The sequence below is a fragment of the Paraburkholderia sp. BR10923 genome, assembly GCF_040948765.1.
GTDB classification, from domain to species: Bacteria; Pseudomonadota; Gammaproteobacteria; order Burkholderiales; family Burkholderiaceae; genus Paraburkholderia; species Paraburkholderia youngii.
Window position 1 is genome coordinate 390651 of sequence record NZ_JBFPKO010000001.1, and the last position, 13460, is coordinate 404110.

Genomic DNA, 13460 nt, shown 5'->3' on the forward strand with positions numbered 1-13460 from the left:
TCCGCCTGGGCCGCGATGTATTGTGCATCGCAGCAATGGTTCCCATTTTAGGATGGCCACAAAGAATGTCAAGCGTTTTTTGTGCGTCGCACAATGTTAAGAAAGCGCCGATAAAACAAGAGGTTATGCAGTAGGCATGTCATTAATATGACGCGGAACGATTGAGCCGCTGCACCTAGCTGGTGCGAGATAAACGACCCCCGCAAGAGGCGGTCGGGAAATTATTTTTCGCCGTCAAAGCCTTTATGCGGGGCTGAGAGGGGTTGCATCGCAGCGATTCGCCCCTGAAAAACCCATCATCATCAATTCGATGTAAACCACCCGATGGCAAGGAACGTTAAAGAACGAAGGTAGTCGAACGCGCGTTGGCGACTTTCGTCAGACACTTAAAAGTCTCTCGCACGCTCGCAACGCCCTCATGGCGCAGCGCAGTAGTTTCCGCCGGCGCTCTGACAGTATTTCCCCGGATCAAGGTTGTCTCAAAATTGCCGTTATCCTGCAAGGATCTGCTCGGTTGGGCTGGGCGGCAGCAATGGCGAGGCTTGCTGGCGACGATCGTTTTTTTCGATCGAGGCGCGGCACTTATTCGTGTTTTCGCGATCGGAGCTGACAAGCCGGTTTAAGGACCGCGTATAAGTGCTTCAAATTGCTAATTTTTCGTTGCTTTACTACACTTGCGGAAACCTCTCGCCGCTCCCTATCGAACACCCATGAAAACCGACATGTTTTCGTCGCTAAAGGCGCTCCACGGCGCGGCGCGCAGCACCGCTCTGTCGGTGGCCGTCTCGCTGGCCGTCGCAGCGGCGTTCGCTACGCCTGTCAGCACTTTTGCAGCTACGTCTGCTGCATCCGCAAAAACTTCCACACACGCAAAAACCGCCAAAAAGCCGGCGCAAGCGGCCGCCACCGACAAAGTGTCGAGCCGTGCGGCGAAAGCCGGCAAAGCTGAGGCAGCGAAAGCCGGCAAGGGCGAGGCCGTGAAAGCCGCTGCCGCAGACGAAGATGCGCCGCGCGCCGGCGTCAAACGCAAGCGCGTGACGTTCGCGGCGAACGGCCGGCACCATTCGGTGATGCGACGCGTCGCGTACGAGCCGCGCCAGCCGAGCGTCGGCCAGGCGTTTGGTTTGCACGAGACGCCGGACGCGCTGATGCTGCGCTCGAGCGTCGCCTACGTAATCGACCAGAACAGCGGTGAGACGCTGTTCGACAAGAACTCGCGTGCTGTGGTACCGATCGCATCGATCAGCAAGCTGATGACCGCGATGGTGGTGCTCGATTCGAAAGAGCCGATGACCGACCAACTCGAAGTCACCGACGAAGACCGCGACTACGAGAAGAACACCGGTTCGCGTTTGGCGGTGGGCTCGGTGCTGTCGCGCGAAGACATGCTGCACATCGCGCTGATGGCGTCGGAAAACCGCGCGGCGGCGGCGTTGTCGCGCTACTACCCGGGCGGCCGCCCGGCGTTCCTTGCGGCCATGAACGCGAAGGCCAGGCAACTCGGCATGAACGACACGCACTTCGAGAACCCGACCGGTTTGACGAGCATGAACGTGTCCAGCGCGCGCGATCTGGTGAAGATGGTCAACGCGGCGTATCAGTACCCGCTGATCCGCAAGTTCTCGACCGATCACAGCTACGAGGTGTACACCGGCAAGCGCACGCTCGCGTATAACAGCACGAACGCGCTGGTGCGCAACCCGACGTGGGACATCGGTCTGCAGAAGACCGGCTTCATCAACGAAGCGGGTGAGTGTCTCGTGATGCAGGCGACCATCCACGGCCGGCCGATGATCCTGGTGCTGCTCGATTCGTCGGGCAAGTACTCGCGTTTCGCGGACGCGACGCGTCTGCGTACATGGCTCGACAACGGCGGCGACCAGACGCGTATCACGAGCGCCGATGCCGGCGGTCCCGGTACCTGAAGCCAGAACGATTAGTCAGCCGATCGTATTCCGGCCGGCTGCAGTTGTGGTGCCAAGAAAAAGCCTCGCGGATGCGAGGCTTTTTTCGTTGGCGTCGAAAACGGCGAGCGCAACGGTGCAACGGCGGTCAGGCGGCCCCTGTGCGTGCGGCCTACGAATGCTGGCCGTGCGAACTGTGCGAGCCGTGCGAATGATCCTGCTGCGCCTGCGGCCGGTAGCCTAGCGACTCCGAAATCATCAACGCGGTCTGGCTCAACTGCCCCAGCCACGAATCCTGCAAGCGATCGGCCGGCGCCGACAGCGACAGCCCCGCGACCAGCTTGCCCGTATCGTCGTAGATGCCGGCGGCGATGCAGCGCACGCCCAACTCCAGTTCCTCGTTGTCGCGCGCGCAGGCCTGCTGGCGCACATGCGACAGCTCGCGCTCGAGTTTCGCGAGATCGGTGATGCTGTTTTGCGTGTGGCCCGACAGACCGGTGCGGGTTGCGTAGGCACGCACGCGGGTGGCTTCGTCGGCGGCGAGGAACAGCTTGCCGACCGAAGTCAGATGGAGCGGCGCGCGCCCGCCGATCGCCCGCACCACCTGCATGCCCGAGCGCTCCGAATACGCGCGTTCGATATAGACGATTTCGTCGCCCTGACGTACCGACAGGTTCACGGTCTGCCCGGTCTGACGGTGCAGCTCGCGCATCGGCGTGAGCGCCGCGTCGCGCACGGACAGGCGCGCCTTGACGAGATTGCCGAGTTCAAGGAGGCGCATGCCGAGACGGTAGGTGCCGGGGTCCGAACGGTCGACCAGCCGGCACATCACCATATCGTTCAGGATCCGGTGCGCGGTGGATGGGTGCAGCTCCGTGCGGAGGGCCAATTCTTTCAGGCTGACCGGGTCGCTATGTGCCGCCAGTGCGTCGAGCAGGCGCATCATGCGTTCGATCACCTGGATCGAGGTTTTGGGATCCGGGTTCGTATCGCTCATATGAGAATCGGTGGATGCGTCAAACAGCGAAAACTGATTGTATCTCGTATTGTGAAAAAAGCGAACGCGCCTCGAGGCGCGCTTCCAATCCGACGGTGCTGCTTCCTATGCCTTCCGGCCGTTGGTATTGCACCAGCAAACAGCGGATAATCAGGGACGTTTCCCCGAAAGGAGGGCTCATGCGAGTCGGATTGTTCGTCACGTGCCTGATCGACCTGATGCGTCCCGAGATCGGTTTTTCGGTCATCAAGCTGATCGAAGGCGCCGGTTTCGAGGTCATGGTGCCGCCTGCGCAAACCTGTTGCGGGCAACCCGCGTACAACTCCGGAGACCGCCGGCTCGCGCGCGAACTCGCTGAGAAAACGCTGCGCGAGTTCGAACAGTTCGACTACGTGGTGGTGCCGTCGGGCTCGTGCGGCGGCATGATCCGCGCGCACTACGGCGACTTGTTCCGCGACGATCCCGAACTGATGAACCGTTTCGGCCGCCTGCGCGGCAAGGTGTTCGAACTGACGGACTTCCTCGTCAACGTCGCGAAGGTGCAGCTGCAACCGGGCGAGTTCGCAGGACAGGTGACTTATCACGACTCATGCTCGGGCCTGCGGGAACTGGGCGTGAAGGCGCAGCCGCGCGAACTGCTCGCGCAGGTCGGCGTCGCGGTCACCGAAATGAACGGCTGCGAGCATTGCTGCGGCTTCGGCGGCACGTTCGCGGTCAAGTACGGCGATATCTCGACCGCGATCGTCGACGAAAAGTGCGCCAACATCGCCGCGAGCGGTGCCGGTACGGTCGTGCTCGGCGACCTCGGCTGCATGTTGAATATCGAAGGGCGGCTGCGCCGCCAGGGCGACTCCACGACGCGCGTGCTGCATATCGCGCAGGTGCTGGCCGGCGACGTGTAAGCCCCGCGCGGCGAACACGGCGATTGTTCGCGTCGCGTCTCTCGCGTCTCTCGCGTCTCTCGCGTCTTTCACGCATTGCGTCGCGCGCGGATGCGCCGCGCGTTTTCAATCCGATCTCCTCAGGGCCGCCATGCAAGTCCAATCGATGCAGTTCAAGGCTCGCGCCGGTCAGAAACTCGCCGACCAGCGCCTGCAGCAGAACCTGACCAAACTGTCTACGAAGTTCGTGTCGGCGCGCGCCAGCGCGATCACCGCGATCGACTTTCCCACGACCCGCGCGGCGCTCAAGGAGCGTCGCAATCGCGCGCTCGAGAATCTCGACGTGTGGCTCGAAACCTTCGAGCGCGAGGCGACCCGGCGCGGCGTGACGATGCTATTCGCGGAGACCACGCAGGAGGCTGCGCGGCTCGTCGGCGACATCGCGCGCAAGCACGACGTAAAGAAGGTGATCAAGACCAAGTCGATGGTCACCGAGGAAATGCGCCTGAACGAAGTGCTCGGGCAGATGGGCGTGCAGTCGATCGAAACCGATCTCGGCGAATACATCCTGCAGATCAACGACAACGAGCCGCCGAGCCACATCATCGCGCCGGTCGTTCACAAGGATAAAGACGAGATCGCCGATCTGTTCGCGAAGACCCACGGCCGGCCGCGGCTCACCGAGATTCCCGAGATGACGCGCGAGGCGCGCGAGATGCTGCGGCCGCATTTTCTGAGCGCGGACATGGGCGTGACGGGCGGCAATTTCATCATCGCGGAAACGGGCTCGGTGGTGGTCGTGACCAACGAGGGCAACGAGGGCATGTGCACGGTGATGCCGCGCGTGCACGTCGCTGTCACCGGCATCGAGAAGGTGTTGCCGACGCTCGAGGATCTCGCGACAGCGATGCGCCTGCTGCCGCGTTCGGCAACCGGCCAGGCCACCTCGAACTATTTTTCGGTGCTGACCGGGCCGCGTGGCGCGGGTGATCAGGACGGGCCAGAGCATATGTACGTGGTGCTCGTCGACGGTGGCCGAACTGGACTGATCGGCGGAGACTTTCAGGAGATGCTTCGCTGCATCCGCTGCGGCGCGTGCATGAATCATTGCCCGGTGTATCAGAAGGTCGGCGGCCATGCGTACGGGTGGGTGTATCCGGGGCCGATGGGCTCGGTGCTGACGCCGAGCTATGTCGGCATCGACAAGGCGCTCGATTTGCCGCAAGCAGCAACGTTGTGCGGCGAATGCAACAGCGTGTGCCCGGTCGGTATCCCATTGTCCGACCTGTTGCGCAAGCTGCGCGAAAAGCAGATGGAGCGACACCTGCGGCCGTGGAAGGAGCGCGCCGGGTTGGCGGTGTGGGGTTGGCTCGCGCTGCATCCCGATGCCTATGCGCTCTTTACGAAACTCGCCGTGCGCGTGCTGGAGCGGATGGGTGGGCGCAACCGGTCGATTGCAAAGCTGCCGCTCGGCGGCGCGGGCTGGACCGATACGCGCGACATGCCGGCGCCGGTGGGTCGTACGTTCCGGGAGTTGTATGCCGCGCAGCGGAGCCATATTGGCTGAGCCGGCGGCAGTGGGAGTGGTTTGACGGCTGCGCGCTCACACAGCTGTCATCTTGGGCGCGGGCGGGACTAGCTCGACGTCGGACGGTCCTCAATGTTCCGTCGGTTGCCCCGGGCGACGGGCAGGCGCATTTCTCACCCAGTCGTTGCCCCGTCCGCCGTTGCCTGCTTGCGGCTGCGGCTGCGCCGGCGGCGGGCCCCCTGCGCCGGGGCGCGGGCCGCCATTCGTCCCGCTCGGGCCGTGCGGACCGCCCGCTGCGCCCTGCGGCGGTGGCCCGCCGTGCGGCTGTCCAGGACCGCCACCATTGTTGCCACGATCGTTGCCGTGATTGTCGTGGTCGTTGTCGCCCGGATGACCGCGGAAGCCACGGCCTGGCGGCGGGCCGTAGTAGCGTCCCGGACCGTAATCGCTGTAGCCGAGGTACACATTGGATTGCGGCACGACCGCTACGCCCGGCGCGTAATCGTCATAGCCGCTATAGGCGCCGTAGCCGTTGCCATACATCGGCGTGCCGTCGGGATAGACCGCGCAGCCGCCGAGCAGCGCGGCAGCCACGAGGCCAGCGAGAGGTGCAATGCGTTTCATTTTGTGGGACCAGTTGCAAGTGCAAAGAAATGTCGATGTAAGAATAAGACCATCATTATCGCTTTCCGTCGCAGCGGCTTTGTATGAGTTTGTAAGGTCTTCTTTTTCGTGCCAGCGATTGCGCAATCGCTCGTGGAAGACCTGTCAATTGACTGTTCCATTTCGAGCAACGATGTATCCCTTGTGCGCGGGTTTTTCCTGATTGTGAATTCCCATAGCATTTCGGCTGGGCATAGTGGGCCAAAAGCTCATGCGCCCCTAATTGGAAAACACATCATGAAAAAGACAATATCGGTGTACTGGCCTCTGGCCATCGTTGTGTCGCTCGCGGTGCTCGCCTATCTGCACGTCAGCGGCCAAACCTCTTCGCGCGCTTCGCAGATGCCGCTCGATGCCAACCATCTGACCGCCGAACTCGCACGCGCGGTGTCATACGGCATGATCGACACAGCGTCGGCATTGCCGGCTAAACCGATGCCTGCCGCCGCGGCGACCCCGCTGGCCGAGGCATCGTAGGCAGCCGCGGCGGCTGTACCACGCCCGGCGCGAATCCGTCGAGGTTTGTATAATCGCGGCGCAGTCTGCTGACTGTCTGATGACCTCACGCGCGGCGCCTGGAGCGCCGAAGAATCCCTGATGAAAACTGTGTCCATCTGTTTCGTTTGCCTCGGGAATATCTGCCGTTCACCGACGGCGGAGGGCGTGATGCGTCATCTGGTCGACGAGGCAAAGCTCGCGGATCGCATTCTGATCGATTCGGCCGGCACCGGCGATTGGCACATCGGCGCGCCGCCCGACGAACGCGCACAACACGCGGCGCGCCAGCGCGGCTATGCCCTCGACGCGCTGCGCGGCCGACAGATCACGGTCGCGGACTTCGAGCGCTTCGATCTGCTGATTGCAATGGACGACCGCAACGTCGCCGCGTTGCGGCAACTGTGTCCGCCTTCTCAGCGTGACAAGATCCGTCTGCTGATGGAGTTCGTGCCGGAGTCGGATGGCCGCTGGAGCGGCGCGCGAGAGGTCGTCGACCCGTATTTCGGCGGCGCGGAAGGCTTCGAGTTGGTGCTCGATCAGTGCGAAGCAGCCTGCCGCGGGCTGATCGCCGCGCTGCGCCCGCAGTTGCTCGCGTAGGTATCGGGCGAAGAGCGCGGGCGAATCCCTCGGGTGACCAATGCAGCCTCATGCTGCGTGTGCCGCGCATGTGAATCTGGCGTCGAAGTATGGTGATCAATTAAGCAGATGACACAAAATTTGCCGCCCATACTTGACTAAATCGGTCATGTATTTATACTTGACAAAACTTGTCGAGAATTGCGGTTCCCACATCATATGAGACTCACCACGAAAGGCCGTTTCGCCGTCACGGCGATGATCGACCTGGCGTTGCGCCAGGAGCAGGGCCCGGTGACGCTTGCGGGTATCAGCCAGCGCCAACACATCTCCCTGTCGTATCTCGAGCAGCTGTTTGGCAAGCTGCGCCGTCATGAAATCGTCGAGTCCGTGCGCGGACCGGGCGGTGGCTACAATCTCGCGCGCCGTGCCGAGGAGGTGACGGTGGCCGACATCATCATCGCGGTCGACGAGCCGCTCGACGCCACCCAGTGCGGCGGCAAGGGCACGTGCGAAGGCACCAAGCAGCACGATGGCCACTGCATGACGCATGAGCTGTGGTCGACGCTGAACCAGAAAATGGTCGAATACCTCGATTCGGTTTCGCTAAAGGATCTGGTCGACCAGCAGCGTTCGCGCGAAGGCGCGCCGGCGGTGCTGCGCGACAGGCGCAGCGACGCGCCGGCGGTCGAACCCGTCCGCGTGGCGCCCAAGGGTCCCAATTCCGTTTTCAACATGGCCGGTTCGTGAAGCGCGGCACGCGATAGAAATCCTTCGCCGCAGCCCCATATCGAATTCAGAAGCCAGAGCACATGACGTCCCCGGAGCAATTGATGAACAACGACTCTCTCCATCTGCCCATCTACATGGACTACAGCGCCACGACGCCGATCGATCCGCGTGTGGTGGACAAGATGATCCCGTATCTGCGTGAACAGTTCGGTAACCCCGCGTCGCGTAGCCACGCTTATGGCTGGAACGCCGAACGCGCGGTCGAGGAAGCGCGCGAGCAGGTCGCAGCGCTCGTGAACGCCGATCCGCGCGAAATCATCTGGACCTCGGGTGCGACGGAGTCGGACAACCTCGCTCTGAAAGGTGCCGCGCACTTCTACAAGAGCAAGGGCAAGCACATCGTCACGGTGAAGACCGAGCACAAGGCCGTGCTGGACACCACCCGCGAACTCGAGCGAGAAGGCTTCGAAGTCACCTATCTGGATGTCAAGGACGACGGTCTGATCGACCTCGACGCATTCAAGGCGGCGCTGCGCCCGGACACGATTCTGGTGTCGGTGATGTCGGTCAACAACGAGATCGGCGTGATCCAGGACATCGAGGCGATCGGCGAGATCACGCGTGAAAAGGGCATCATTTTCCACGTCGACGCGGCGCAGGCCACCGGCAAGATCCAGATCGATCTGCAGAAGCTGAAGGTCGACCTGATGTCGTTCTCGGCTCACAAGACCTACGGCCCGAAGGGCATCGGCGCGCTGTACGTGCGTCGCAAGCCGCGCATCCGGATCGAGGCGCAGATGCACGGCGGCGGCCACGAGCGCGGTATGCGTTCGGGCACGCTCGCGACGCACCAGATCGTCGGCATGGGCGAAGCGTTCCGTATCGCGCGTGAAGAGATGGCGACCGAAAACGAGCGCATCCGCATGCTGCGTGACCGTTTGCTCAAAGGCTTGTCGGAAATCGAGGAAGTGTATGTGAACGGCGACATGGAAAAGCGTGTGCCGCACAACCTGAACATCAGCTTCAATTTCGTCGAAGGCGAATCGCTGATCATGGCGGTGAAGGACGTCGCGGTGTCGTCGGGTTCGGCGTGCACGTCGGCGTCGCTGGAGCCGTCGTACGTGCTGCGCGCGCTCGGCCGCAACGACGAACTGGCGCACAGCTCGATCCGCTTCACGGTGGGACGCTTCACGACCGAGCAGGAAATCGACTACGTGATCAACCTGCTGAAGACGAAGATTTCCAAGCTGCGCGATTTGTCGCCGCTGTGGGAAATGCACAAGGACGGCATCGATCTGTCGACCATCCAGTGGGCCGCGCACTGACGCGCCCGCTGAACGAAACCGACATCGAACGTTCATCGGATTGCAGGTTGAAACGAATCAAGGAGTGTAATCATGGCTTATAGCGACAAGGTCCTCGACCACTACGAAAACCCGCGCAACGTCGGTTCCTTCGCCAAGGACGACGACACGGTCGGTACCGGCATGGTCGGTGCGCCGGCCTGCGGCGACGTGATGAAACTGCAGATCCGCGTCGGCGCGGACGGCATCATCGAAGACGCGAAGTTCAAGACCTACGGCTGCGGCTCCGCCATTGCGTCGAGCTCGCTCGTCACCGAGTGGGTGAAGGGCAAGACGCTAGACCAGGCCATGTCGATCAAGAACACGCAGATCGCCGAAGAACTGGCACTGCCGCCGGTGAAGATCCACTGCTCGATCCTCGCGGAAGATGCGATCAAGGCAGCAGTCGCCGACTACAAGCAGCGCCACGGCGAAGCGGCGGTCGCCGAAGACGGCAAGGCCGCCTGAGCAGCAACAAGGTAAGAACGAAGCAACCGGTGAGCGCGGCGCGAACACGCGCGCCAAGCACACCGGCAACTGAGAAACGTTATGGCAATTACGTTGACCGAAAAGGCAGCACAGCACGTCCAGAAGTATCTGACCCGCCGTGGTAAAGGCATCGGGTTGCGCGTCGGCGTGCGCACCACCGGTTGCTCGGGCCTCGCCTACAAGCTCGAGTACGTGGACGAACTCGCGCCGGAAGATCAGGTGTTCGAGACAGGCGGCGTGAAGGTCGTGGTCGACCCGAAGAGTCTCGCGTATATCGACGGCACGGAGCTCGACTTCGCGCGCGAAGGGCTGAACGAAGGCTTCAAGTTCAACAACCCGAACGTGAAAGACGAATGCGGCTGCGGCGAGTCGTTCCGAGTCTAGATTCGTTACTTTCCGCGTGCGGCGGATCAAAGGCGGCGCGGGCCGCCTTTTTAGTTTGATCCGTGCGCGCGTGAAGCGCTCACGCCTGACACGGCCCAACGTTTCCACACCAGGTTTTCATCAACGGACTTTCATCCGATGGCATCGCTGAACGACAGCCACTTCGATCTGTTTGGTCTGCCGGCGCAATTCGCGCTCGACGCGAGCACGCTCGATCACGCGTACCGCACCGTGCAGGCGCAGGTGCATCCGGACCGCTTCGCGGCGGCCGGCGATGCGCAAAAGCGTATCGCGATGCAATGGGCGACGCGCGCGAACGAGGCGTATCAGACGCTGCGCGATCCGCTCAAGCGCGCGACCTATCTGCTGTCGCTGCGCGGCATCAACGTCGGCGCGGAGAACAACACGGCGATGGAGCCCGCGTTCCTGATGCAGCAGATGGAGTGGCGCGAGAACATCGAGGACGCGGCCGCGGCGAAGAACGTCGACGCGCTCGACGCGTTGCTCATCGAGTTGCGCGACGAGGAACGTCAGCGCTTCGACAAGCTCGGCGCATCGCTCGATAGCGGTGCGAATCAGGCGGCGGCCGAGGCGGTGCGGCAGATGATGTTCATCGAACGCGTCGCGTCGGAAATCGACGCGCAGATCGAGCGGCTCGAAGGCTAGCCCGGTTTCGTGCGGCGCGCGCAAAAAGCGCGGCGCCGGCAAGCAGCAACACGCCGAAGCAGCACCGGCAGGCAGCGATGTAGCAAGCGACAAACAAAAACCAGAGCGGCCGCGAGCCGTGGCATCACCCCCAGCAACGCGAACATTCAGGACGGGGCACAACGTCCCCGAGAAGATCCAGATGGCCTTACTGCAAATCTCCGAACCCGGCATGGCACCGGCGCCTCACCAGCGGCGTCTGGCGGTCGGTATCGATCTCGGCACCACCAACTCCCTCGTCGCCGCCGTGCGCAGCGGCCTGCCCGATGTGCTGCCCGACGAAGACGGGCACGTGCTGCTGCCCTCGGTGGTGCGCTACCTGGAACAGGGCGGCCGTCGCATCGGCCGCCGGGCGAAGGCCGAGGCCGCCAGCGACCCGCGCAACACGATCGTGTCGGTCAAGCGCTTCATGGGCCGCGGCAAGGCCGAGGTGGAGGGCGCCGAAAACGCGCCGTACGACTTCATCGATGCACCCGGCATGGTGCAGATCCGTACTGTGGACGGCGTGAAGAGCCCGGTGGAAGTATCGGCTGAAATTCTCGCGACGCTGCGCCAGCGCGCCGAAGACACGCTCGGCGACGAACTGGTCGGCGCGGTGATCACGGTGCCCGCATACTTCGACGAAGCGCAGCGCCAGGCGACGAAAGACGCCGCGCGCCTCGCGGGGCTGAACGTGCTGCGTCTGCTGAACGAACCGACCGCGGCCGCGATCGCCTACGGTCTCGACAACGGCGCCGAAGGTCTGTACGCGGTCTACGACCTCGGCGGCGGCACCTTCGACTTGTCCATTCTTAAGCTCACCAAGGGCGTGTTCGAAGTGCTGGCGGCGGGCGGCGATTCCGCGCTCGGCGGCGACGACTTCGATCATGCGCTGTACCGCCATGTGCTCGAACAGGCCGGCATCGCGCCGCAGACGCTCGCGCCGCACGACGTGCGCCTGCTGCTCGATAGCGTGCGCGAGGCCAAGGAGGCGTTGTCGAGCGCGCCGCAGGCTGATCTCAAGCTCGCGCTTTCCAACGGCACCGCGCTCGATCTGACGATCGACGAAGCCACTTTCGAGACCATCACGGCCGAGCTGGTGCAACGCACGCTGGGTCCGACGAAGAAGGCGCTGCGCGACGCGAAGGTCACCACGAAGGAGATCAAGGGTGTCGTGCTGGTTGGCGGCGCGACGCGCATGCCGGTGATCCGCCGCGCGGTCGAGGCGTTCTTCGGCCAGGCGCCGCTCGTCAATCTCGATCCGGACCAGGTCGTCGCGCTCGGCGCGGCCATCCAGGCCGATCTGCTGGCCGGCAATCGCGGCGCGGAAGGCGACGAGTGGCTGCTGCTCGACGTGATTCCGCTGTCACTCGGCGTCGAGACGATGGGTGGTCTCACCGAGAAGATCATTCCGCGCAACTCGACGATTCCAGTCGCGCGCGCGCAGGATTTCACGACCTTCAAGGACGGTCAGACCGCGATGGCGATTCACGTCGTCCAGGGCGAGCGCGAGCTCGTCAGCGATTGCCGTTCGCTCGCGCGCTTCGAGCTGCGCGGCATTCCGCCGATGGCCGCGGGCGCCGCGCGCATTCGCGTGACCTATCAGGTCGACGCCGACGGCCTGCTGTCCGTGTTCGCGCGCGAGCTCGCGTCGGGCGTGGAGGCGTCGGTCGTCGTGAAGCCTTCGTATGGGCTCGCCGATGACGACATCGCGCGCATGCTCGAAGACAGCTTTTCGACCGCTGAAATCGATATGCGGGCGCGCGCTCTGCGCGAGGCGCAGGTCGAAGCGCAGCGTCTCGTCGAAGCGACCGACGCGGCGCTCGCCGCCGACGCCGAGCTGCTCGACGACAGTGAACGCGCCGAACTCGACACGCTGCTCGCCGCGCTGCGCAACGTCGCCCCGGGCGAGGACGTCGGCGCGATCGAAGCCGCGACGAAGGCGCTCGCCGAAGGCACCGACGAATTCGCCGCGCGCCGCATGAACAAGGGGATTCGCCGCGCGCTGTCGGGCCGCAAGCTCGACGAGATCTGAACGGGCGAACGAACCGCGAACGTCGCACGAATCACCGGAGCGCGCCGGCTGGACTTAAAAAGTCCGCGCGGCGCCAGTAAAATGGTACGGAGCCTGCACGCGGCATTGCTGGCAGCCGCTGTGCCTCAGACCCAAACGGAAACTGTATGCCTCAAATCGTTGTGCTGCCTCACGTCGAACTGTGCCCGGAAGGCGCGCTGATCGACGCCGTTCCCGGCAAGAGCATCTGCGACAACCTGCTCGATAACGGTATCGAAATCGAGCATGCGTGCGAGAAGTCGTGCGCATGCACGACCTGTCACGTGATCGTGCGTGAGGGTTTCGCCGCCTTGACGCCGTCCGAGGAAGACGAGGACGATCTGTTGGACAAGGCATGGGGGCTCGAACCGGCTTCGCGCCTGTCGTGCCAGGCGATCATGCCGGACGAGCAGGATCTGGTCGTCGAAATTCCGCGTTACTCGATCAATCACGCGAAGGAAAACCACTAACAGGAGGGCGCCGCCATGAAGTGGACCGATACGCAAGAAATCGCGATGGCTCTGACCGACAAGCATCAGGATGTCGATCCGCAGCAGGTGCGTTTCACCGACCTGCATCGCTGGGTGATGGAGCTCGAAGGCTTCGACGACGATCCGAACCGCTCCAGCGAAAAGATCCTCGAAGCGATTCAGGCGGCGTGGATCGAAGACGCGGATTATTGAACGCGCATTCGAACTGGTTCATGAACTGCAAAGAAAGGGCGATTC

General features: G+C 63.2%; 15 protein-coding genes. 13 read left to right on the forward strand and 2 right to left on the reverse strand.

Translation table 11 applies throughout. The annotated features are described in order from the left end of the window. The first annotated feature begins 710 nt into the window (after window positions 1–710). Complete coding sequence (pbpG, locus tag AB3X94_RS01765) at window positions 711–1925, forward strand: D-alanyl-D-alanine endopeptidase (RefSeq protein ID WP_176108188.1); 1215 nt, start codon at window positions 711–713, stop codon at window positions 1923–1925. Window positions 1926–2076: 151 nt separating this feature from the next. Here pbpG and AB3X94_RS01770 read toward each other — a convergent pair whose 3' ends face one another. Further along, complete coding sequence (locus AB3X94_RS01770; protein ID WP_176126472.1) at window positions 2077–2901, reverse strand: IclR family transcriptional regulator; 825 nt, start codon at window positions 2899–2901, stop codon at window positions 2077–2079. Between the two features lie 179 nt (window positions 2902–3080). Between AB3X94_RS01770 and AB3X94_RS01775 the strand changes: the two genes are divergently transcribed. Both AB3X94_RS01775 and AB3X94_RS01780 read left to right on the forward strand, forming a co-directional pair. After that, on the forward strand, window positions 3081–3803 hold the full coding sequence (locus AB3X94_RS01775) for a (Fe-S)-binding protein (protein WP_176108189.1): 723 nt from the start codon (window positions 3081–3083) through the stop codon (window positions 3801–3803). A gap of 130 nt (window positions 3804–3933) precedes the next feature. Beyond that, window positions 3934–5349, forward strand: a complete 1416-nt coding sequence (locus tag AB3X94_RS01780; RefSeq protein ID WP_176108190.1) for a lactate utilization protein B — start codon at window positions 3934–3936, stop codon at window positions 5347–5349. A 90-nt stretch (window positions 5350–5439) separates the two neighbouring features. Here the strand turns inward: AB3X94_RS01780 and AB3X94_RS01785 are convergent, their stop codons facing one another. Continuing rightward, window positions 5440–5934: a hypothetical protein gene (locus AB3X94_RS01785; protein WP_368610665.1), complete on the reverse strand. Its 495-nt coding sequence runs from the start codon at window positions 5932–5934 to the stop codon at window positions 5440–5442. 276 nt (window positions 5935–6210) lie between these two features. On the opposite strand from AB3X94_RS01785, the gene AB3X94_RS01790 reads away from it, so the two are divergent. The 10 genes from AB3X94_RS01790 (at window position 6211) to iscX (ending at window position 13415) form a co-directional block, all read left to right on the forward strand. After that, window positions 6211–6450, forward strand: coding sequence for a hypothetical protein (locus AB3X94_RS01790; protein ID WP_368610666.1), 240 nt, complete (start codon window positions 6211–6213; stop codon window positions 6448–6450). A gap of 120 nt (window positions 6451–6570) precedes the next feature. Next, a complete protein-coding gene (locus AB3X94_RS01795; RefSeq protein ID WP_176108192.1) occupies window positions 6571–7068 on the forward strand; it encodes a low molecular weight protein-tyrosine-phosphatase in 498 nt (165 codons plus the stop codon). 198 nt (window positions 7069–7266) lie between these two features. Then, entirely contained in the window at window positions 7267–7797 is a 531-nt protein-coding gene (gene iscR, locus AB3X94_RS01800) for a Fe-S cluster assembly transcriptional regulator IscR (protein WP_013089819.1), read from the forward strand. Window positions 7798–7880: 83 nt separating this feature from the next. Continuing rightward, entirely contained in the window at window positions 7881–9104 is a 1224-nt protein-coding gene (locus tag AB3X94_RS01805; RefSeq protein ID WP_176108193.1) for an IscS subfamily cysteine desulfurase, read from the forward strand. Window positions 9105–9176: 72 nt separating this feature from the next. Then, complete coding sequence (gene iscU / locus AB3X94_RS01810; protein ID WP_013089817.1) at window positions 9177–9590, forward strand: Fe-S cluster assembly scaffold IscU; 414 nt, start codon at window positions 9177–9179, stop codon at window positions 9588–9590. Between the two features lie 81 nt (window positions 9591–9671). Next, the gene (gene iscA / locus AB3X94_RS01815) at window positions 9672–9995 is read left to right on the forward strand and encodes an iron-sulfur cluster assembly protein IscA (protein WP_129959361.1); all 324 of its coding nucleotides are present in this window, start codon (window positions 9672–9674) and stop codon (window positions 9993–9995) included. 138 nt (window positions 9996–10133) lie between these two features. Beyond that, window positions 10134–10661, forward strand: coding sequence for a Fe-S protein assembly co-chaperone HscB (gene hscB / locus AB3X94_RS01820; protein WP_176108194.1), 528 nt, complete (start codon window positions 10134–10136; stop codon window positions 10659–10661). 181 nt (window positions 10662–10842) lie between these two features. Further along, window positions 10843–12714 (forward strand): Fe-S protein assembly chaperone HscA, encoded by a 1872-nt coding sequence (hscA, locus tag AB3X94_RS01825; RefSeq protein ID WP_176108195.1) that lies wholly within the window; start codon window positions 10843–10845, stop codon window positions 12712–12714. Window positions 12715–12860: 146 nt separating this feature from the next. Further along, window positions 12861–13202: an ISC system 2Fe-2S type ferredoxin gene (gene fdx, locus AB3X94_RS01830; RefSeq protein WP_176108196.1), complete on the forward strand. Its 342-nt coding sequence runs from the start codon at window positions 12861–12863 to the stop codon at window positions 13200–13202. 15 nt (window positions 13203–13217) lie between these two features. Beyond that, a complete protein-coding gene (gene iscX, locus AB3X94_RS01835) occupies window positions 13218–13415 on the forward strand; it encodes a Fe-S cluster assembly protein IscX (RefSeq protein WP_008922031.1) in 198 nt (65 codons plus the stop codon). Window positions 13416–13460 lie beyond the last annotated feature (45 nt).

Excerpts from the sequence above, each read along its gene's own strand:
- pbpG (WP_176108188.1), top strand. The coding sequence starts at position 711 with ATGAAAACCGACATGTTTTCGTCGCTAAAGGCGCTCCACGGCGCGGCG.
- AB3X94_RS01770 (WP_176126472.1), bottom strand. The coding sequence starts at position 2,901 with ATGAGCGATACGAACCCGGATCCCAAAACCTCGATCCAGGTGATCGAA.
- AB3X94_RS01775 (WP_176108189.1), top strand. The coding sequence starts at position 3,081 with ATGCGAGTCGGATTGTTCGTCACGTGCCTGATCGACCTGATGCGTCCC.
- AB3X94_RS01780 (WP_176108190.1), top strand. The coding sequence starts at position 3,934 with ATGCAAGTCCAATCGATGCAGTTCAAGGCTCGCGCCGGTCAGAAACTC.
- AB3X94_RS01785 (WP_368610665.1), bottom strand. The coding sequence starts at position 5,934 with ATGAAACGCATTGCACCTCTCGCTGGCCTCGTGGCTGCCGCGCTGCTC.
- AB3X94_RS01790 (WP_368610666.1), top strand. The coding sequence starts at position 6,211 with ATGAAAAAGACAATATCGGTGTACTGGCCTCTGGCCATCGTTGTGTCG.
- AB3X94_RS01795 (WP_176108192.1), top strand. The coding sequence starts at position 6,571 with ATGAAAACTGTGTCCATCTGTTTCGTTTGCCTCGGGAATATCTGCCGT.
- iscR (WP_013089819.1), top strand. The coding sequence starts at position 7,267 with ATGAGACTCACCACGAAAGGCCGTTTCGCCGTCACGGCGATGATCGAC.
- AB3X94_RS01805 (WP_176108193.1), top strand. The coding sequence starts at position 7,881 with ATGAACAACGACTCTCTCCATCTGCCCATCTACATGGACTACAGCGCC.
- iscU (WP_013089817.1), top strand. The coding sequence starts at position 9,177 with ATGGCTTATAGCGACAAGGTCCTCGACCACTACGAAAACCCGCGCAAC.
- iscA (WP_129959361.1), top strand. The coding sequence starts at position 9,672 with ATGGCAATTACGTTGACCGAAAAGGCAGCACAGCACGTCCAGAAGTAT.
- hscB (WP_176108194.1), top strand. The coding sequence starts at position 10,134 with ATGGCATCGCTGAACGACAGCCACTTCGATCTGTTTGGTCTGCCGGCG.
- hscA (WP_176108195.1), top strand. The coding sequence starts at position 10,843 with ATGGCCTTACTGCAAATCTCCGAACCCGGCATGGCACCGGCGCCTCAC.
- fdx (WP_176108196.1), top strand. The coding sequence starts at position 12,861 with ATGCCTCAAATCGTTGTGCTGCCTCACGTCGAACTGTGCCCGGAAGGC.
- iscX (WP_008922031.1), top strand. The coding sequence starts at position 13,218 with ATGAAGTGGACCGATACGCAAGAAATCGCGATGGCTCTGACCGACAAG.